This window comes from Rhizorhapis suberifaciens, from assembly GCF_014200045.1.
Taxonomy (GTDB): Bacteria; Pseudomonadota; Alphaproteobacteria; order Sphingomonadales; family Sphingomonadaceae; genus Rhizorhapis; species Rhizorhapis suberifaciens.
Map to the genome: position 1 here is coordinate 131,821 of NZ_JACHOV010000011.1, position 19,052 is coordinate 150,872.

General features: G+C 57.6%; 15 protein-coding genes and 1 pseudogene. 11 read left to right on the plus strand and 5 right to left on the minus strand.

Annotated features, from left to right (window positions below; translation table 11 throughout):
* Positions 1-65: 65 nt before the first annotated feature.
* A complete protein-coding gene (locus HNQ99_RS14030) occupies positions 66-2,297 on the minus strand; it encodes a TonB-dependent receptor (protein WP_184476720.1) in 2,232 nt (743 codons plus the stop codon).
* A 155-nt stretch (positions 2,298-2,452) separates the two neighbouring features.
* Between HNQ99_RS14030 and HNQ99_RS14035 the strand changes: the two genes are divergently transcribed.
* From HNQ99_RS14035 to HNQ99_RS14055, 5 genes and pseudogenes are all read left to right on the plus strand, one after another.
* Positions 2,453-3,478: a LacI family DNA-binding transcriptional regulator gene (locus HNQ99_RS14035; protein WP_184476722.1), complete on the plus strand. Its 1,026-nt coding sequence runs from the start codon at positions 2,453-2,455 to the stop codon at positions 3,476-3,478.
* 261 nt (positions 3,479-3,739) lie between these two features.
* Complete coding sequence (locus HNQ99_RS14040; RefSeq protein ID WP_184476724.1) at positions 3,740-4,084, plus strand: hypothetical protein; 345 nt, start codon at positions 3,740-3,742, stop codon at positions 4,082-4,084.
* A gap of 90 nt (positions 4,085-4,174) precedes the next feature.
* A complete protein-coding gene (locus tag HNQ99_RS14045) occupies positions 4,175-4,543 on the plus strand; it encodes a hypothetical protein (protein ID WP_184476726.1) in 369 nt (122 codons plus the stop codon).
* Positions 4,544-4,545: 2 nt separating this feature from the next.
* Positions 4,546-4,887 carry a hypothetical protein gene (locus tag HNQ99_RS14050; protein WP_184476728.1) on the plus strand — a complete coding sequence of 114 codons (342 nt, stop codon included), beginning with the start codon at positions 4,546-4,548 and terminating at the stop codon, positions 4,885-4,887.
* 190 nt (positions 4,888-5,077) lie between these two features.
* Positions 5,078-5,624, plus strand: a pseudogene (locus HNQ99_RS14055) (hypothetical protein); the annotation flags it as partial.
* Between the two features lie 487 nt (positions 5,625-6,111).
* Here the strand turns inward: HNQ99_RS14055 and HNQ99_RS14065 are convergent.
* Both HNQ99_RS14065 and HNQ99_RS14070 read right to left on the minus strand, forming a co-directional pair.
* Positions 6,112-6,795, minus strand: a complete 684-nt coding sequence (locus HNQ99_RS14065; RefSeq protein ID WP_184476730.1) for a glutathione S-transferase family protein — start codon at positions 6,793-6,795, stop codon at positions 6,112-6,114.
* A 9-nt stretch (positions 6,796-6,804) separates the two neighbouring features.
* Complete coding sequence (locus HNQ99_RS14070) at positions 6,805-9,039, minus strand: TonB-dependent receptor (protein ID WP_184476732.1); 2,235 nt, start codon at positions 9,037-9,039, stop codon at positions 6,805-6,807.
* Between the two features lie 197 nt (positions 9,040-9,236).
* Between HNQ99_RS14070 and HNQ99_RS14075 the strand changes: the two genes are divergently transcribed.
* Positions 9,237-9,884: a TetR/AcrR family transcriptional regulator gene (locus tag HNQ99_RS14075; protein ID WP_184476734.1), complete on the plus strand. Its 648-nt coding sequence runs from the start codon at positions 9,237-9,239 to the stop codon at positions 9,882-9,884.
* A 12-nt stretch (positions 9,885-9,896) separates the two neighbouring features.
* On the opposite strand, the gene HNQ99_RS16810 is transcribed toward HNQ99_RS14075, so the two are convergent.
* Both HNQ99_RS16810 and HNQ99_RS14085 read right to left on the minus strand, forming a co-directional pair.
* The gene (locus HNQ99_RS16810; RefSeq protein ID WP_184476736.1) at positions 9,897-10,532 is read right to left on the minus strand and encodes a TetR/AcrR family transcriptional regulator; all 636 of its coding nucleotides are present in this window, start codon (positions 10,530-10,532) and stop codon (positions 9,897-9,899) included.
* 287 nt (positions 10,533-10,819) lie between these two features.
* The gene (locus tag HNQ99_RS14085) at positions 10,820-11,731 is read right to left on the minus strand and encodes a LysR family transcriptional regulator (protein WP_184476738.1); all 912 of its coding nucleotides are present in this window, start codon (positions 11,729-11,731) and stop codon (positions 10,820-10,822) included.
* Positions 11,732-11,832: 101 nt separating this feature from the next.
* Here HNQ99_RS14085 and HNQ99_RS14090 point away from each other — a divergent pair, with 101 nt between their 5' ends.
* The 5 genes from HNQ99_RS14090 to HNQ99_RS14110 all read left to right on the plus strand — a co-directional run bounded on the left by HNQ99_RS14090 (position 11,833) and on the right by HNQ99_RS14110 (position 18,750).
* Positions 11,833-12,972, plus strand: a complete 1,140-nt coding sequence (locus HNQ99_RS14090) for an LLM class flavin-dependent oxidoreductase (RefSeq protein ID WP_184476740.1) — start codon at positions 11,833-11,835, stop codon at positions 12,970-12,972.
* 28 nt (positions 12,973-13,000) lie between these two features.
* The gene (locus tag HNQ99_RS14095) at positions 13,001-13,582 is read left to right on the plus strand and encodes a nuclear transport factor 2 family protein (RefSeq protein ID WP_184476742.1); all 582 of its coding nucleotides are present in this window, start codon (positions 13,001-13,003) and stop codon (positions 13,580-13,582) included.
* 276 nt (positions 13,583-13,858) lie between these two features.
* Complete coding sequence (locus HNQ99_RS14100) at positions 13,859-16,054, plus strand: TonB-dependent receptor (protein ID WP_184476744.1); 2,196 nt, start codon at positions 13,859-13,861, stop codon at positions 16,052-16,054.
* A 670-nt stretch (positions 16,055-16,724) separates the two neighbouring features.
* Entirely contained in the window at positions 16,725-17,858 is a 1,134-nt protein-coding gene (locus HNQ99_RS14105) for a Gfo/Idh/MocA family protein (protein WP_184476745.1), read from the plus strand.
* Between the two features lie 70 nt (positions 17,859-17,928).
* Positions 17,929-18,750, plus strand: a complete 822-nt coding sequence (locus HNQ99_RS14110) for a TonB-dependent receptor domain-containing protein (RefSeq protein WP_184476747.1) — start codon at positions 17,929-17,931, stop codon at positions 18,748-18,750.
* Positions 18,751-19,052: the final 302 nt, after the last annotated feature.

Consider the following 19,052-nt stretch of genomic DNA (forward strand, 5'->3'; position numbering starts at 1 on the left):
CATTAGGGCGGCGCGCTCACGGATTGCGGCCGCCCACATTCATTCCGTCACAACGCAGGCACGTCTCAGAACTTCACGCCGACGCGCGCGCCATAAGTGCGCGGATCGGAAATCTGAGTCGTTCCCACGGGGCTGGTCAGGGGAGCCGACGCGGCGCTCGAAACCACAATGCTGTCTTCGAGATTCTTGACGAACGCTTGGACATACCACCCATCATTGGGCGCATTATAGGCGAGGAGCATATCAGTTTTGGTATAGCCAGGTACGCGGAACTGATTCAACGTGCCGAGTGCCGCCAGTCTGTAGTCGTCCGAAACGCGCGTACGCACGCCTGCCTGAATATTGCCCCCGTTGCCGAGTTCGATGGTATGCGTATAGCCGGCAGTGAGGGTCAGGCTGGGTGAGCGATCCAGCTTCTTGTCCGACCAGTCCACGCCCGGAGCAGGGAAGAATTCCGAATAGCGGGCATTGAGCCAAGCGAGCGAGAAGTCAAACCTACTCGACGCCGCCGGAGCAATCACGCCTTCCAGTTCGACGCCATCAACCTTCGCCACCGCCGCGTTGGTTGTTACGTTACACACAGAGCCGCAGATCGTCGATACCTGGCTAAGCTGGATATTCTTATAGTCATAGTGGAATGCCGAAGCGTTCAGCCGAACGGCGTTGTCCAAAAACCGAGTCTTGAGACCAACCTCGTAAGAAGTGAGCGTCTCCGGATCGTAATAGAGCGCCTCTGCGGGCAATCCGCAGCCCGGAGCTGTTCCGATTTGGCAGCCGTCGTTGAACCCGCCCGCCTTGTAGCCGGTCGCGACAACGCCATAGAGAAGCGTACGATCGTTGAGGTCGAAATCCGCGCCGATGCGCCATGTGACCTTAGAGAAACTCCGGTCGGCAAAGTTTGGAGTCCGCGTGTCATCGGGCTGATCGCACGCGACCGCGCCGCAATTCACGGTAAAGCCTGCTCGCGACTTCTTGTCATGGGAATAGCGAACACCTCCGGTCAGGCGGAAATTTTCCGTAACGCTATAGGTGGCCTGTCCGAACCCTGCCCAGGACTCTGCGATCGTCGGATCTTGCTCAAAGCCTAAAAAATAACCGGGGGTTCCCAGCGGCGCGAAGCCGATGACATTTACCTCGATGGCCGATTTTTCCTTAAAATAGTAGAGGCCCGCCTGCGCCTTCAGCGGCCCATCGCCGTTGGTTGACAGGCGAATCTCCTGACTGTTCTGCCAATAGTCATTATGGACTGCGACGGGGAAAACGACACCAAAGCCCCCTATCACGAACGTATCATCCTCGCGCCGTTTGAGCTCGCGATAGGAACCTAAATAATTCACGGTCACCGGCCCGATATCATAGCTGAAGTCGGTGAGGATGCCCCAGGTCGAATTGTCGCGCTGAACCGGATTGCTGTACGGCACGTTGAGGGTGCGCAATTCTTCAGAGCTCCGGCTGTTGCCGACATAGATCGGTTCCACCCCAGGCGTGTTGAAATTCGCAAAGAAATTGCTCGTTAGGACCACATTAGTAGGCACGCCCTTGATCGATGAATAATCGCCGCGGATCAGCAACTCGCCGTCGCCCAGGTCGAACAGGGCGGAGAGGCGGCCCGACAGATTCTTCTTGAACGGATCGAGCGCCGTCGTGAAGGCCGGCCCCCGGATCAGATAGCTGTCGCGCCGGTCGTAATTGGCTGCGGCTCGGATCGCGACGGCATCGCTTACAGGGATGTTGAGCACGCCCGTTATCTGCTGCGTGTCGAAATTGCCGTAGGTCGCGTCGAGCGAGCCGCTGAAGCTGCCCAGCTTCGGCTTGTTGGTAATGACGTTGACAAGACCGGCGGTCGTGTTGCGGCCAAAGAGCGTGCCTTGCGGCCCGCGCAGCACCTCGACGCGCTGGAGATCGAAGAAACTTACCTCCTGCGCCTGGGGGCGGGCAATATAGACGCCATCGATCATGAATGCGGCAGACGGATCACCTTTTTCGGTATTGTCGCCACTGGTTACGCCGCGGATCGTGATCTGCAAGCCGTTGTTGTTGCGATCGATCGACAGGTTGGGAACCTGCTCGGCCAGCGCGGTGGGGTTGGTGACACCCGCCGACCTCAGCGCTTCGCCGCTGACTGCGGTCAGCGCTACCGGTGTCTTCGACGCCAATGTTTCATTGCGCGTAGCGGTGACGATGATCTCTCCATTGAGACGGTCATCCGCCTGAGCCTCTTGGGCAAAGGCTGCCGACGAAATCGAAAGACCGGCGACAAGCGCCGCCATGGATGCATGAAAATGAATGCTGGTCATTGGCAATACCCCCTCCCATCAGCCTCCGGGGGCGTTGCTCGCCCCAGATAGAAACGGGGCTCTAACATTCAATGTCAACGTTGACAAGGCTCAATGTCATCGTTGACATTTTGGGTCGAGATGGCGAAACGTCCTGATTGGGAGCATCAAGGCCAATGACCAAGGACACGAAGCCAACCTTGCATGATGTTGGAGCGCTTGCGGGTGTCGCGGCGCGAACGGTTTCGCGCGTCATCAATGGCGAACCAAGCGTGTCAGCCAAGACACAGGAGAAAGTGCGCAAGGCTATCGAGCAGCTGAAGTTTCGCCCGAACATGGCGGCCCGAGCCCTGCGGAGCGACCGGTCGTTTCTTATCGCCATCCTGAACAACAACCCTTCGCCGCATTATGTCGCTGACGTGGTGCGTGGCGTGTCAAGAGTTTGCCGAGAAGAGGGCACCTTTCTGACTCTCGAAGAATTTGCGCCTGACGACCCCCATGTCGCCGAGAGCGTAGCCGATCTGGTCGACAACATTCGACTGGCAGGGGCGATTCTCATCCCCCCGCTGACTGATGACAATGCGCTTCTGGACCTGCTTGAGGCGCGCGAGATACCTATGGTGCGCATATCGCCTGCCAACGATGAAGATAGGACCGATGCGGTTGTTGCGCGGGACGCAGACGGGGTGCGTCAGCTGGTTAGCCATCTTTGCGGGCTGGGACACCGAAGATTCGCCGTCGTCAGTGGCCCTTCCAATCACTCTTCCTCGCGAGTCCGCATGGAGACATTTAGAACCAGCCTGTCAGCTCATGGCATCGACCCGGCCGAGGTACTGGTCGAGCAGGGCGACTATACCTATGACTCGGGTGCGGAGGCGGCGCGGCGAATTCTTTCCGGAGAGCCGGCTACCCGGCCAACGGTCATTTGCGCGGCGAATGATGAAATGGCGGCCGGCGTGATCAGCGTCCTTGGCGCTAATGGCATCAAGGTGCCGGCGGATATTGCGGTTTCCGGATTCGACGACAGTGAAATCGCCCGGCTAATCTGGCCACCGCTGACCACCGTCAAACAATCCATTCTCGAGCAGGCAGCCGCCGCAACCCGGCTTCTTATCGATCAGGGTCGCCAGCCCGGCACGCCGAGACGTGTCGAACAGAATGTGGAGTTGATCATTCGCAAAAGCACTTGCTGGAACGCGTGACGTAACCCGGAACATGCGGAATCCCCTCTGAGACGGCGCGCAATTGCCTCTCTGAGCTAACCGTTTAAAATCACGAGGCGTCGAGAGGAAACAGACCGAAGACGCCAGGATTTACATTGTTCGGCGGTTCGCCGAGGTGTGAATAGCACCAGAAAGGGCGGAGATCCGCCACACATTTCAAGCCGAACGCAGTGATCATTGTTCGGCCGAGCCAACTTGGTCAGAACAGCACGTACGCCATTTCCAGACCGAGGAAGTAATATGTTTAGTTCGAGCTACCGTTCCGATAAACCCTACATTCCCCAGGGTATCAGTGAGATATGGGACTTTCTGGGCGCGATGATGCTCTCAGCTCCGACGTTCAAGGACAAGACCGGATACTTCCCGGATTGCAATATCGATACCGAATTCTTCGCGCTCAACGAGGGTCTGAAAACCATTCGCAAGAAAGTGGGTGAGGAGAATTATCAGGCGCTCGTCGCGCTGTCCGACAGGATGCGGGCGCATTTTGAAGCCGATCCCGAGGACAGGACCGAGGACGGCATCAAGGGGCGCGAATGCATCATCGAAATGGAGGATATTCTGAAAGCCAGCGCTCGCCGGTAGTGACTGGAAACCGGACACCATCATAATCGTCAGGCCCAGACAACTCGGTCCTGGCAATACCTATGCCATTCCTCGATCAGGACGTTGATCATGCAAAAGCCCTACACGCCCTATATTCCTCGTAGCATCAGTGACATCATGGATCTGTTGGGATGGCTGATGCTCAACTCCCCCAAGTTCGAAGATGATACGGGCTATTTTGAAGGGCAGAGTATCGATACGGAATTCCACGCTCTCAACGAGGGCTTAAAAGTCGTTCGCAAAAATGTGGGCGAAGAGAACTACCGGGCACTCATTGCGCTGTCCGACAGGATGCGGGCGCATTTCGAAGCCGACCCGAACAATGAAACCGACGATACCATCAAGGGGCGCGAATGCATCATCGAAATGGAGGATATTCTCAGACCCAGCCAGCTTGGGTCCGACAGCACCTACGCCATCTCCAAACCAGGACGTTGATTATGCGGAAGCCCTATACGCCTTACATCCCCCAGAATATCGGCGATGTCATGGATCAACTGGGATGGATGATGCTCAATTCACCAAAATTTGAAGACAATACAGGCTATTTTCCTGAGCGCAGCATCGACACGGCCTTCTTGGCGCTCAACGAAGGATTGAAAACCATCCGCAAGAAAGTAGGTGAGGAGAATTATCAGATGCTCGTCGCGCTGTCCGACAAGATGCGGGCGCATTTCGAAGCCGATCCCGAAGACGAGACCGAGGATGGTATCAAGGGCCGGGATTGCATCATCGAGATGGAGGATATTCTGAAAGCCGGCACTCGGGGCAAGTCACGCTGATTTCCGAGCCTTTCGCCGTTTGGAAAATTCGGTAGCACGCAAAAGGCTTGGACGGAAACCGGCCGGAATGTCAGGATTCCTCGTTATTCGGTTTTTTCTCCGGGGTGTGAATAACACCAGAAAAGGCCGGAAACCCGCCTCAGCGGCAAAAATATTTCATTTAATATTGGATACTTGCTCTGAAATGGCGGAGCGGGAGACACGGGTCCGGGAGGGCAGGCTCTATCATGTGGTGGTCATCCAGGAAGCGGGGCTTGATGGCTTCTGGATCCATCGCGCGCTTGAGGCGGAAGGGTGGGTCGCAAGCCATGTCGTGGATGCCGCCTCGATCGCGGTGTCACGCTGGCGCCGGGCGAAGACCGACCGCATCGACGGAGAGACGCTGGTCCGCACGCTGATGGCATGGATGCGCGGTGAGCCTCGCGTCTGCTCGATAGTCCGTGTGCCTGCAGCCGAGGACGGGCAATCCACGGCTGCGCTCGACGATGATCCAGCTGGCATGGTTATGGCTGCGCTATCAGCCGGACGCGGCTCTCACACGCTGGTTTCATGAACGGCCAAGCCACAGCGGCGGGCGAGGTCGAAAGGTCGCGATCGTCGCGCGAGGGCGCAAGCTGCTCGTTGCCTTGTGGGTCGGGTCGGCAGGGGACGGCCGCGCCCTGGCCAACGTTTTCGGCGAAAAAGGCTCGTCGAGCCGTGCCGCGTCCAGTCGCAAGCCCAGCAAATGCGCGAGATAGGTTGCGCGCTGGGGATATATCCGTTCGCTCAACGCGATCCGGTGGTCGAGGACCTTGGACCGGTCGCTCGCGGTCATCGTCATCGGTTGCCTGGACAGGTGGCGCAATGGCCGCGAGCAATTATGCCCCCTATACGCCTAGCGAGGTTCTGAGGAGGCGCTGGTTGGAAATAACCCTCCCCAACTGATCCGCGACGATCTGGTTGGTCCTTAGCCGCTCATGTCACGACGGCGATGTGCTCCGCCATGGCCAACTCACTTTTTCATATCGCTGCATCCAATGTCCCCGAACGAGCCGACGGGCTCCCGACGTGAGGTTCAATTCTCGAGCGCGGAGAGGCCCGTGCATCCCTGCACTCTTACGACCGATATCGAAAAACGCTGATACCCAAACTGGGCCGATCACAATTGCCGGTTCGAAGAACAACTCGATAAGCGACTCCACAGGCGCCGTGAAGTCGCCGATCACGTCAGCCAACCGCACCAAATCAAGTTTGGCGCGCAATGTCTTCGGCGCGGGGCGTTTGTCCGCTTCGCTCCTTCACGGCGGGCAGATCGCCCACCTTGTCGCGCCAGGCGTGCAGTGCCTCAAGCTTTGTGTCGATGGGCAGACCGACCAGCTCCGCGAACATCAGCCCTGCGAACAAGGTGATATCCGGCATGGTGAAGGTCGTCCCGGCAAGAAACGGCTGGCGCGCCAGCAGCGCATCGAAATAGGGCAGGTTGGCGACGGCGAAGGCGCCGCGCCGCTCCCCCCATTCCTTGGCGCCGGCCCAGTCGGGCGACCGCCATGGTCGCAGCGCCGGGCCGAGGCCGGGGGTGCCATAGTGGAAATAGTCATCCACCGCATCGATCACCATTGCCTCGGCACGACGCTGCATCATATGAATGAGACCCTTTTCCCGCGGCGTTCGACCCGTGAGGGTCGGATTGCCATCCAGGGTATCGAGATACTCGGTGATGGCGGTACATTCCGAGATGATGGTGCCGTCGTCCAGTTCCAGCAGCGGGATCTTCCCGATTGGGTTCTTGGCCAGAAAGCTCGGTTGCTTCTGCTCGGCGGATATGAGGTCGACGCTGACGAACTCGACTTTGTCCGTAAGCCCCTTTTCGGCCAGCACGATGCGAACCCGGGCGGGGTGGGGGGCGCCTTCACGATCATGTATCTTCATCATACGCTCCTAAAAATTGACACCGGCGGTGGTGCCCCAGGTCCTGGGTGCGGCCGGAATATAGGGATAGCCCGTCGCACCGACTTGTGTGCCGGCGTACGAGAGGATCTTTTCGTTGGCGATGTTGCGGCTCCAGACAGATACGCTGAAACTGTCATTCGGCTTCAGTGTCAGCTGGGAGTTCACCATATGATAGGGCGGCTGCCGCAGGAAATTGTTCGGTTCGAAATAATTGCCGCTGTTATAGTTGTAATCGGCTGATGCCGTTATCTGTCCGATAGACGTTTGGACGTTATACTGTGCCCCGAGATGCGCTGTGAATTTGGCACCATATGGTGTTCGATTGCCGGATGCGTCGATGCTGCGCAGCGGGTTGACCGAGCCGTAGGGAGGGAGGAGATTGATCGGCCCATCGGGCGCGCCCAGATAGCGGCGATAGGTCGAGTCGAGTACTGTCGCGCCGAAGTCGATCGTCAGTCCATTCGTAACGCGTACCAGCCCATCGAATTCGACCCCCCGCGTGCGCGCCTTCTGCGCATTTGCCAAAACGGTCACGTTGCCGATCAGCAACTGCACCTGGGGGTTCTTGATGTCGTACCAGAACGCGGAGATGTTGAAGCGTAGGCGGCGATCGAAAAGTTCGCTCTTCAGGCCGATCTCATAGGCGTCGACGACCTCGGGTTTCGTGGCGTTGGGATCGAATCCGAGCAGATTGAAGACGCCCGATTTGTACCCGCGGCTGAACGACCCGAAGATCATTGCGTCATCCGCGACCTGATAATCGACTGCGGTTCGGAACGTGAGCTTATTATCGTTGTACTTGCCCGGCGCGCTTGGAAACGACGCTACCTGAGCGTTGCTTAACGTGATCGCTGTGGACCCAGTCCCCCTGAGATCATCTTTGGTGTAGCGCAGACCGGCGGTAAGCTTGACCTTGGGCAAGACTTCCGCACTAGCCTGGGCAAAGCCCGCATAGGACTTGGCAACTTGGCGAGCTCCCAGCCTCAGTTCGTTAAGATCGCTGTCGCCAAGCACGTCGCCCGGAAAGAATTGTCGCCCCTGGAAATTCAACGCGTCGATCTTGGTCGTGGTATTGTAATAGAATAAGCCCAAGATCCACTGGATTCCGCTCCGAGCGGAATTCGCCAGCTGAAACTCTTGCGTATACTGATTGATACTGACCGGGAATTGCCCGTATCCATCAGCCCTCGGTCCATTGTCTAAGTCAAACAAAAGATCCTCTTTGTCGTGCAGGTAGGCGGAGATGCTGCTGAATTCTGCGAACCCGAGATCCTGCTTCAACTTGATGGAGCCGCCCCAAGTCTGCTGGCGAGAATGGGGATCGATGTCCGAGTTGACATCATAAAACGCGTTTGGCGTTGCACGATCAAAGGGAGCCGACTGATAACCTTGCGAAGTGCCTGGCACGAAACTGTCTTGAGCGGAGGAGTTCGAATAAGCATAGAAACCGCTCAGAACTATCTTCGTTCGATCGGATGGTTCGATCAGCAACTTGCTGCGAACGATAAAGTCGTCGTGATAATTGGCACGGTTGCCCGTGGCGCGATTGATGCCGTAGCCATCGCCCTGCCGGCGCCCGGCGACCGAAAGGTCGATCGCCGCTTGGTCGCCAAGTCCGGTGGTCATGTAAAGATCACCCGTCAACGTGTTGTAATTGCCGTACCCGATATGTGCTTTCCCGCCGAAATCATGTGAAGGATCCTGCGTGATGATCTGGACGACACCTCCGCTGGCATTGCGACCGAAGAGCGTGCCTTGCGGGCCTTTCAGGACTTCGACCCGCTCGATGTTGCTGAGAGAGAAGAAGCCGGACGAAAGCCGCGTGAAATAGACGCCGTCGACGTAAACCGCGACGCTGCCTTCGTTGCCGGGATTGTTGGCCGAATTGCCGATACCGCGCAGGAAGGGCAGAACCACACCATTCTGTACGGGAAGCGACAGGCTGGGAGCCAGACCCGCGACATCGAGAAGCGATGTCACGCCGCGCGCCTCTAGCGAGTTGGCCGTGAATGCGGTCACCGAAACGGGCACGGACTGAAGATTCTCCGATCGCTTCTGTGCCGTCACGACGATTTCTTCCAATTGGGCGCCATCCCCCTGGGCCGGCGCGTCGGGTGCGAGTACCGCAGTCTGTGCAGCTACCTGTGCAAGCGCCGGTTGTGAACCGATCACGGCCAGCACCGAAGCACCCGCCAGCAAAAGACGACAAGTCCCTCCGCTCATGATTTCCTCTCCCTTTGCAGATCAGCATTTTTGCCGATTCCCTAGGCGAAACACGCTCACGTCGTCATTTACCGGGACCATTCCGGTCCACTTGAGCGTTTCCCGACTCCCTACCTGTCGGCAGGTAGCGATGGGGTATGACTTCCCGTATTCGATGTCAACGGCTATAACGCAATCTTGAAGGGACCGATTTAAGCATGGCTGATACAAGAGACACGATTTTGGCGGCGGCGATGCCGATCGTCCAGGCGCGTGGCTATAATGGCTTGAGTTTCCGGGAACTGGCCAAGGTCGTCGGGATCAAGAGCGCCAGCATCCATTATCATTTTCCTTCCAAGGCGGACCTCGGAGCGGCATTGGTCCGCCGATACCGCGAATATGTGCGCGACGGGTTCAGAACGATAAGCGATCATTTGCCCGACCTCGGGGCTTGTTTGAATGCGTATGTGAATGGGTTCAGGCAGACGCTTGAAAACGGCAATCGCATGTGCCTCTGCGGTCTCCTGGGTGCAGAGTATGATGAATTGCCGGACCCCGTCAAAGACGAGATAGAAGGGTTCGTGGAAGACAATGTCACCTGGATTGCGGGCATGATCTCTGCGTCACGAGCGGTGTCCCACGAAAATGCTCGAGCGCACGCGTTGGCCATTTATGCCGCACTTTCCGGCGCGCAACTGATCGCACGGAGCAGAGGCGATATTTCGATATTCGATGCGGTCGCGCAGAGTTATGGGACGTGTGGTCTTCTGTCGGATGGCAAGGGCGTGGAGGGACAAACGGGAAGCACCGGTAACCCGGGTCGCCGTGAACGCTGTACATCCAACGCGCAGGAGCACGGCGGATGAACGAGGTTTAGTTTAAGAAGCGGGCCGAGCGCGGATCCGATCGATGACGGGTTGGAGCAGATCGAGATTGTCTCGTACCAGGTGGCGCAAGTCCTTGGTCGCTCCCTCGCTGGTCCATTCGGTAATCGCCTGAACGACGGCGATCACGAGGATCGTGCGCAGCAGTCGGACCTGGCCGTCGCCGGTCGCGCGGCCGAGGCGGTGGGCGAGTTCCTCATCCACAGTATCGGTCCGATGCTCGGCCGAAGGGACGAGGTATTGGCCCCGTATCGCGGGAACTTCCTCCAGCAGTCTCTGGGTGAGGCGGGCGTGCTCCGGACTCGTCGAGAAGTCCGTTAACATTTCGTCTATTGCGTAACGATAAGTATCCAGTAGCGGCTCGTCACGAGGGCGTTCGGCTATTCGTTCGCCGATCCGGCGTTCGATGGCTTCGATCCCGTGGCCGAGGATTGCGTCCTTCCCCTTGAAGTGACGGAAGAGGGTGCGAAGCGAAATCCCGGCCTCTTCGCAGATGTCCTTTAGGGACATTTCGTCATATCCCTGATCGCTGAACTTTCGTAGCGCGATGCGGTGTATTTCGGCGATCAGATCGGCCCGCCGACGATCCCGAATGCCGCCCACGACATGTCCGTATTCGATTCGCTTCACGATGCACCCCTTTGCCGCCGTTGTAGCACGAGATACGCTTAGGGGAACGAGTGTGGTGGCCAGATTTAAGCCACCAAAGGCGGCATCGACGTCGTCATCACCGACGCCGACGCGCCGAGCGCCATAGTGACACGAGAGCGGTGCTTGGCGCCCTAGGACCTGCCCCAAACTGCACAGTCGCTGGTTACGCCCGGCCCGCGCTGTGCACCGCAACGATCAGTTTATGTCCTGTCGGCTGCACAATAGGCGGACTTTCGATTCAGGGTAAGCGCAGTGCAGTGGCAATCTCAGCCAATCTGCTTCCGCATGTCGTTCATCCGCACGGCGAAGAAATCCAAAAAGACACGCGTCTTCGCCGGGATCAGTTTGGTGGGGGTAATTGCAGAGACCATCAACGGATCGCACTGCCATTTATCAAGCACCGGCACCAGCCGCTTTTCCGCCACGTCGGTGGCATAGTTGCGAGTTATGCCGGCGGCGATGCCAAGTCCATGGCGCGCCAACTCGAGCCCGAGATCGTGGCTGACTGAGGCGACGCGGCCGGCCACCTCCACTGCGAAATGCTCTTGACCCCGCGACAGCGTCCAGATCGCGCGTCCCGGCTCGCGCGGCCCCACGCAAATGCATTGGTGGTCCACTAAATCGTGCGGGTGCTCGGGCAGCCCGTTGGCGGCTACGTAAGCGGGCGAGGCGAATAAGGATAAGCTAAAGGTGGCGAGCCGGCGTATCGTAAATGAGCTGTCGCGCACCGCGTTCAGGAGGATACACACGTCAAAATTGTCGGCCACGGGATCGATGTGGGTTGGCGCAGTGTCGATTTCGATGGACATGTGAGGGTAGCGGGCAGTGAACTCTGCGAGCCAAGGCGCGGCAACGTGGGTGGCGACCTCCTCGGGCATGGCAACGCGCAGCACACCGCCCGGAGTTTCGACGCGGTTGCGAATCGCCTCATGCGCAAGCCGCACGTCCTCGACAATGCGCTCGGCCCGCGCGAAATAGTTTGCACCATCCTCGGTCAACTCGACGCGGCGGGTGGTGCGGTTAAGCAACCGGAGCCCGATCGCCGTCTCTAGTTCGGCAATGCGTCGGGATAAAGTGGAAATGGGCATATCCAGCGCCGCAGCAGCGCGGGTGAAGTTCTTTGTCCGCGCGACGGCTACGAACATATGCATGTAGCCGATCCAGTTTTGCGCCGACATAATTATCCCATCTGCGGAAAAGTGTTTTCGCGAAAGGCTGCCTTTTATTCCAGTGGTGCAAGGATTATCACAGCGCTAGAAAAATAAAAAGGTGAGGATACATGGCTGTAGCGTCAGGCAACGTGGCTCCGGAAGCCGCACTTGCCGAATACCGAGCCGAGCATGTGCCGCTCTACAATACGCAGCCGCTCAAATTCGGCGTGTTCTCGGTAAATTCGAGCGGTACAGTATTCATGGCTGATCCGCCAAGTTCGTTCGCCGTAACTTGGGAGCATAGCCGCGCGATCGCCCAACAGGTTGATCGAATGGGCTTCGAGATGATTGTCCCCGTCGCGCGCTGGCGCGGTTTCGGGGGACGAACGAACTATGCAGGCGAGAATTTCGAGACGCTGACCTATGCCGCCGGCCTCGCCGCGCAGACTAATTACGCGATGACGTTCGCCACTGTGCATGTGAACGTCGTGAATCCGGTGGCCGCCGCCAAGGCGATCGCGACGATCGACCATATCTCGGGTGGACGCGCAGGGCTTAACATCGTGATGGGCTGGAACGAGGCCGAAATGGCGATGCTGGGCGTGACGTCGCGCCCACACGCCGACCGCTATGCCTATGGCGCGGAGTGGCTGAGGATAGTCGACGGATTGTGGGCAAACCCTGAGCCATTCGATTTTGACGGCGACTACTTCCAACTCGTTGGTTGCGAGGCGGCGCCCAAGCCGGTCCAGCCGCGTCCGGTACTCATCAACGCTGGCGGATCACCGGCTGGGATCGACTATTCGGCGCGCTACGCCGACTTCAACTACACCAGCTTCACCACACCCGAGCAGGCGAAAAGCTATTGCGCGGCGATCCGCGAGACCGCGTGGTCCAAGTACCACCGCAGGATCGGCATGCTTACGCTCGTGATCGTGGTATGCCGCGATACCGAGGCCGAGGCGAAGGCCGCCTACCAGTCGATACTGGAGCATGGCGACTGGGAGGCAGCCAACAATTTCGCCGCCGGCATGAACGTCCAGACCTTTGGCGAGCATCTCAAGCCCGAATTCCTCGCCAAGTTTGTCGCTGGATCAGGTGGTCATGCGCTCGTCGGCACACCTGAACAGGTGGCCGAGGGGTTGCAGGTAGTGAAGGATGCGGGGATCGACGGCGTCTTTCTGGGTTTCATCGATTATGTCGAGGAACTCAAATATTTCGAGCAGCGCGTCCTGCCGCTGCTCAAGCAGCAAGGGCTGCGCCTTTAGACACCAAAAGAAACGCTCGGAGAGAGAGATGCGACAGGAAGAGATCGACATCACCATGGAGGAGCTACTCGACCGAGAGAAGATCCGCCACAATCTCGCGCGCTACAGCCGCGGTATGGACCGGCAGGATTCCGAGCTGCTCGCCTCGACCTACTGGCCAGACGGCTGGGACGATCACGGCATGATGCAGTCCACCGGCGCGAAGTTCGCCGACGCGATGGCGCTGATGTGGCCAACGATGCGAATGGGCCATATGCTCGGCCAGTCGTGCATTGAGATCCACGACAACTACGCCAATGTCGAAACCTATTTTTTCGCTTATCATCGCATCACCGAGGGCAGCGAAACCAAGGACGCTTTCCTTGGCGGTCGCTACAACGACCGGCTTGAGAAGCGCGGCTCGGCCTGGAAGTTCATCCATCGCGTAGCGACCTATGACTGGTGCCGCGATATGGGCAAGAGCATGCCCTGGGATGATGCGGTCTTTCCATTGGGTAGCATGGGCAAACGCAACTACGGCGGCACGTCCGACGACTATAGCTGGACCCTGTTCGGCAATGAGCCTCTCGATGCGTCCGAGATGAAGACGACGTGGGTGCCAGGGGCATAATGTTCCAGGATCCGAACATGCTGGATCGCCCAAGTACCTGATAGATGAATTGAGACTCATGCTGGTTAAGCACGTCATGAAGAACTGTCAGATAATATAGACTTCGAAGATCGGTAGTCAATCTATCACATCTTTGATCAAGGTTTCTGTAATAGCATACTAAAACAAGGTGCCGAAAAGGTTCAGACAGGGGGGATTAGAATGAAGAGAGCAGCACACCCGGTGATCCTACGCGCTTCGGCGCTGGCTTTCATTTCGCTATGGGCGACACCTGCCTTGTCGCAAACGACCGATAGCCAAGACAGTGCCCCGGCTTCCCAGTCGTCATCCGATGCTGTTTCACCTGAATTCCAGCTCGACGAGATAGTCGTAACCGCGCAGAAAAGGTCAGAAAGCCTTCAGAAAATTCCCATTGCGGTTACAGCTTTCAGCGGTCGCTCCCTTGAGGCGCGGGGTATCAACAATGTTCTCGAAGTCGCTACGCTCACGCCGGGACTTCAGTTGAGCAACGCCAGTGGAGAAGTGATCCCGTTCCTGCGGGGCGTCGGTAACACGGCCAACCCAGTTGGAAACGAAGCCAGTGTCGCGGTTTATGTCGATGGCGTTTATTTCAGCCGACTTCCATCCGGATTTTTCTCTTTAGCAAACATTGAGCGGATGGAGGTTCTGAAGGGGCCACAGGGCACGTTATTCGGTCGCAACTCCAGCGGCGGCGTTATCCAGATTATAACACCTGACCCATCGCATTCGACCTCGTTGCGCGGGCATATTGGCTACGGTTCGTTCAGCACGGTTCATGGCGACGTTTACGCTACGACCGGGCTAGGGGAAAAAGCTGCCCTGGACATTGCGGTAGCCGGAACCAAGCAGGGCCACGGTTACGGTCGCAACATCACTTCGGGTCATCGTGCGACTTTCTCTGACGACTTCACTGCCCGCACAAAACTCTTGATTGAACTGGGCGACCGTACGCATATCCTCTTGAGCGGCTTTTATGCGTATGCCCGGAATGGGGCGCTCGGAAACACCTATCCAGGTACGACGCAAGGCCTGCAGTCGCCTCCAATCGCCGGTACGCCGGCGTCATTCAGCGCCGCGCCGCCGCTCGATTTCTACGATCAACGGAGTGATCTGGACAATCACAACCTCGCGCGGGCGTGGGGCGGATCACTCCGCGTCGAGCAGGAATTGGGCAATCTGCGTCTCAAGAGCATTACTGCCTATCTTCACGATAAAGAGCATCAACTCATTGATGGCGACTATGGCCCTCGCCCGAACTACCGCGCTGATTTGTTCAGCAAGGTCGAGCAGATTACTCAAGAGTTGCAGCTCTCGAATGCGCCCGGCGAAAGGCTGTCGTGGATCGTTGGACTTTTCTACTACAACGCATCTGGAAAGTATGATCCGCTCGCATTCCAAGGTTCAGCATTCTTTCCAAACGACGTAGTAGGCGATTCCATCGTAAACAGTTTCAGCATTTACGGTCGGCAACGCGCGAAATCCTATGCTGGGTATGCGCAGGCGACTTACCCAATTCTCCCACGGCTCAAGATCACCGGCGGGGTTCGCTACACGATGGACCGGCTTAGTGGCAGCGGTCATAATGATATCAGTGTTGCAAACGGAATAGCGTTCATTCCGGGACCGGTGGTGACAGGGCGCGACAGGACCAACAAGTTGACCTTCAAGGTTGCGGCAGATTACGAGTTTGGTGAGAACATCCTCGGCTATGCATCATTCAGCCGAGGTTACAAATCGTCAAATTTCAACCTGCTGCCTTTCAGCGGTGTCCCCAACAAGCCCGAGACACTCGACGCTTATGAGGTCGGGTTGAAGAGCGAGCTTTTCAATCGCAGGCTCCGGATTAATGCGGCTATATTTCGCTACGATATTGGTAACCCACAGGTGCAACTACTTAACAATGGCGCTGTGGTGCTTTCGAATGCAGACAGTTCGCGCGTGACGGGGGTCGATCTGGAGGGTGGCCTCAAAGTGACGCGAAGCTTGACGATGACGTTCGGAGCGACTTATCTAAATTCGAAATACCGACGCTATCTGGGCGCGCCGAGCGGGCCACCTAATCCCGTCGCTCCGTTTGGTTCTGTCTCGCCGCAGATCGCGATCGATGCATCCGGCAATCGCACGCCGATGGCGGCCAAGCTGACCGCTGTCGCAGGTCTGCAATATATAATGGAAACCGCGGTTGGGGCGTTGGATCTGTCGACCGATTATGCCTATAACGACGGCTTCTTTTGGGAACCGGACAACTTTCTGAACCAGAAGCCCTACCATCTCGTCAATGCACAGATCCGTTTGCGTCCCAGCGACAAGATCAGCACCGCAGCATGGGTGAAAAATCTTGTCGACGAGAAAATCGCCGTCTTCGCTGCCACTCAAGAGGGGCCATCGGGTTATCCGTTTGTTGCAGGCCCGCCGCGTACCTACGGCGTCACCTTGGGCTTCGAATTCTGAACAAGCCGCCGATTGGAATGAGGCAACCCATGACTCTCCCCGGGGCGCTACCGGTTAATGTCCGATGAGACGCCGCTTGGCCGGTCATCGACGCCGTGCAAGTGTTTCGGTAGCCTCGATCCCGTGGGCGAGTATTGCATCTTTGCCCTTGAAGGAACGCCAGATTGTGGAATGGGTCTGGTGCATAGGGTTGTCACGCCGCAATGAGCAAGCTTACCGCTGCGGGTGCATTTTGAATTGGATAGGCCAGTGGAAACCCCGCGGGCCTGATACCGACGAGAAGCGCATTGTCTGGAGGCTCTGGATTCCCTTTCTTGGTGGGCGGTCTATACCGACGACTTTGCCTTTGTCTTGATCGCATGTTTGGCTGACGCGTTCGATCGGAACCACAAACCAATCAGCAACACCTTGCCATTTTTTGGCTACTTGACACAGATAGGCATATTTTGCATCAGTCATGGCTTGCCGGGGTGAATCCCTGAGGCGGTTTCTAGATCGAGATGAAGCTACTACAAGCCAACTTTCGTTTAAATCCGATAGTCAGCATCTAAATACGCAAACTCGTTTGGAGGTTGTTGGCGCAATCTCATCGGCGTCTGCGCATATCCAGACAAGATCGATGCTCGAATTCTTCGACGGTCTTATTAGAATGATTACGGGGGAGTGAGTTATGGTATCTGCTCGTCGGATTAGGATTGGAATTATAGGAGCCAGCGCGAACAAATTCGCCTGGGCTTCGACCGCGCATGTGCCCGCTCTTAAATCGCTGCCCGAGTATGAGCTGGTCGCGGTCGCCTCGCGTAATCAGGCCAACGCAGATGCGGCGGCCGTCGCCCACGGGATTCCGCGTGCGTACGGCGATTATCTGGAAATGGTGCGCCAGCCCGATCTGGACATGATCTGTGTCAGCACCAGCTCGGCCGACCACCACGCGCTGGTCATGCCGGCAATCGAGGCGGGCAAGCACGTCTTCTGCGAGTGGCCATTCGGGACGAACATCGGCCAAGCGCTCGAGATGCGCGATTTCGCTCGCGCCAAGGGCGCGCGCACACTCGTGGGGCTGCAGACGCGCTACGCGCCGATCGTCCGCTACGTGCGCGACCTGATCGCCGAGGGTTTTATCGGCAAGCTTCACGCGGTCACTTTCAGCCGATCGAACGACCAGATGGCGCAGATGGACCTCACGCCCGAGTATTGCGACTTTATTGAGGCAGCGAAGGCGGGCTTGCGCATCATGGGCGGACACGGGTTCGATACGCTTGCCGCCTATGTCGGCGAATTCAGCGACATCCAATGCTATATGGAAACTGAGATGGATCGCGTCCGCCTGATCACGGGCGAGGTTGTCCCGCTGACGGACAAGGATCATATCCTGGTGCAGGGGCGACTTGCCGACAATGCCGTCGTTTCGGTGCTGCTTAAGCAAAACAGCCCGACCTACCAAGCTTTTTTCCTCGAGATCAGCGGTTCTTCGGGGGCCATCGTCATTACGACGGGCAACGACATCGACTATCGTGAACGGCACCCGGGAGTGCCGTTCGATTTCGAGATGCTCGGTACATCGGCGCTTGGCAAGCCAATGCAGCCCATGACTGTTCCAGATCGCTACCGACTAGTGCCCGACGAAACGCCGCCTGGCCCATCCATTGATGCCGCGCACATGTTTCGGCACTTTGCTGAGGCGCTTGCGACCGGCAGCCGATGCGAAACCGACTTCGACCACGGCGTCCGTCGGCACGAGTTGCTGGAAACAATCGTCCGCGCCGCCGAAATGGAGCAGCGTATGGTGTATGCGCCGGCTTGACTTCATCTGTTCCTGTTTCCGACACGGCCGATGCCAAGGGATGTCCATTGGGGGTAGGGCAAGTCATGCAATGGCCGCGTCGGCGCTTGCATCAAACTGTAGAAATCGCGCGATCCTGACGCGCGTCAGCCGCGGCTTCAAGGCGGGCAACTTCTCATCCTTGAATACAGTTGACTTGGTAGCCTACGATCCGGTGGTTCAGGAAAAGCTGACTTCTTATGAACTTGGTGGTCGCGCGGGCATTGGTCGCTGGCTGCGTGTCGAGGGCGCTGTGTTCCGGTACGATTACGTTGATAAGCAGGTCCGCGCGCGAATTTTCGTCGGACCGCCATTCGGGAACATCGGCGGCCAAGACACAATCCCGAAATCGAGATTGCAAGGCGCGGAGGGGTCGCTCATTTTGCGGCCGGTTTCTGGCCTGACACTTTCGGGCAGCGCCACGTACATCAAGAGCAAGGTCCTGGAATATATCGGGCAGACCGTTCTCCAGACCAATAGCTTGCTGCGCGACTTCTCAGGCTCCCCTTTCAATTTTGCGCCTAAGTGGAGCCTGAACGGCGACGTGAACTACACGACGCCCATCTCCTCAACACTTGACGCATTCGTCGGCGCCAACGTTGCCTATCGCGGCAAGACCTCGTCGGCCTTCGTCCCACCAAATCAGACGGCGGTCGAACAGGCGGGGCTGAAGGTGTTCGAGATTCCCTCCTACACGTTGGTGGATAGTCAGCTTGGCGTTCAGGCGCACGACGGCAAGTGGCGCGCCTACATCTGGGGCAAGAATATTTTCAATAAATTCTATGTCTCTAACGTCGTCCGCGTCGCGGATGTGATCGTGCGCTACCCAGGCCAGCCCGCCACATTTGGAGGCACTGTCGCGTACAAGTTCTGATTTTGAACCGAAATATGGGGGCGAAACGGATATAGCCATCGTCCGCCCCTGTACTTCCAAAGCGTGCTCGGCGTTTTCCCTGCATATTGCTGATGAGCGGATAACCCACGATGTTCGGCCTGAACGAGCATCGATAGATGTATGACATATGTTCGCCCTGAGAACAGTTTGTGGAAGCGAGGTTGTCACGAAGGGCGCGCCTGATTACCTAGAGCGTCGGATTGGAAATGTGAATCGCTGGGGATTCCCCTGGCGTGAGATTTGTGATTCCTTCTCTTTGGAGGTGGATCATGGGCAAAGCA

Excerpts from the sequence above, each read along its gene's own strand:
- HNQ99_RS14090 (WP_184476740.1), top strand. The coding sequence starts at position 11,833 with ATGGCTGTAGCGTCAGGCAACGTGGCTCCGGAAGCCGCACTTGCCGAA.
- HNQ99_RS14030 (WP_184476720.1), bottom strand. The coding sequence starts at position 2,297 with ATGACCAGCATTCATTTTCATGCATCCATGGCGGCGCTTGTCGCCGGT.
- HNQ99_RS14045 (WP_184476726.1), top strand. The coding sequence starts at position 4,175 with ATGCAAAAGCCCTACACGCCCTATATTCCTCGTAGCATCAGTGACATC.
- HNQ99_RS14070 (WP_184476732.1), bottom strand. The coding sequence starts at position 9,039 with ATGAGCGGAGGGACTTGTCGTCTTTTGCTGGCGGGTGCTTCGGTGCTG.
- HNQ99_RS14035 (WP_184476722.1), top strand. The coding sequence starts at position 2,453 with ATGACCAAGGACACGAAGCCAACCTTGCATGATGTTGGAGCGCTTGCG.
- HNQ99_RS14095 (WP_184476742.1), top strand. The coding sequence starts at position 13,001 with ATGCGACAGGAAGAGATCGACATCACCATGGAGGAGCTACTCGACCGA.
- HNQ99_RS14105 (WP_184476745.1), top strand. The coding sequence starts at position 16,725 with ATGGTATCTGCTCGTCGGATTAGGATTGGAATTATAGGAGCCAGCGCG.
- HNQ99_RS14110 (WP_184476747.1), top strand. The coding sequence starts at position 17,929 with ATGGCCGCGTCGGCGCTTGCATCAAACTGTAGAAATCGCGCGATCCTG.
- HNQ99_RS14065 (WP_184476730.1), bottom strand. The coding sequence starts at position 6,795 with ATGAAGATACATGATCGTGAAGGCGCCCCCCACCCCGCCCGGGTTCGC.
- HNQ99_RS14085 (WP_184476738.1), bottom strand. The coding sequence starts at position 11,731 with ATGTCGGCGCAAAACTGGATCGGCTACATGCATATGTTCGTAGCCGTC.
- HNQ99_RS14050 (WP_184476728.1), top strand. The coding sequence starts at position 4,546 with ATGCGGAAGCCCTATACGCCTTACATCCCCCAGAATATCGGCGATGTC.
- HNQ99_RS14075 (WP_184476734.1), top strand. The coding sequence starts at position 9,237 with ATGGCTGATACAAGAGACACGATTTTGGCGGCGGCGATGCCGATCGTC.
- HNQ99_RS14040 (WP_184476724.1), top strand. The coding sequence starts at position 3,740 with ATGTTTAGTTCGAGCTACCGTTCCGATAAACCCTACATTCCCCAGGGT.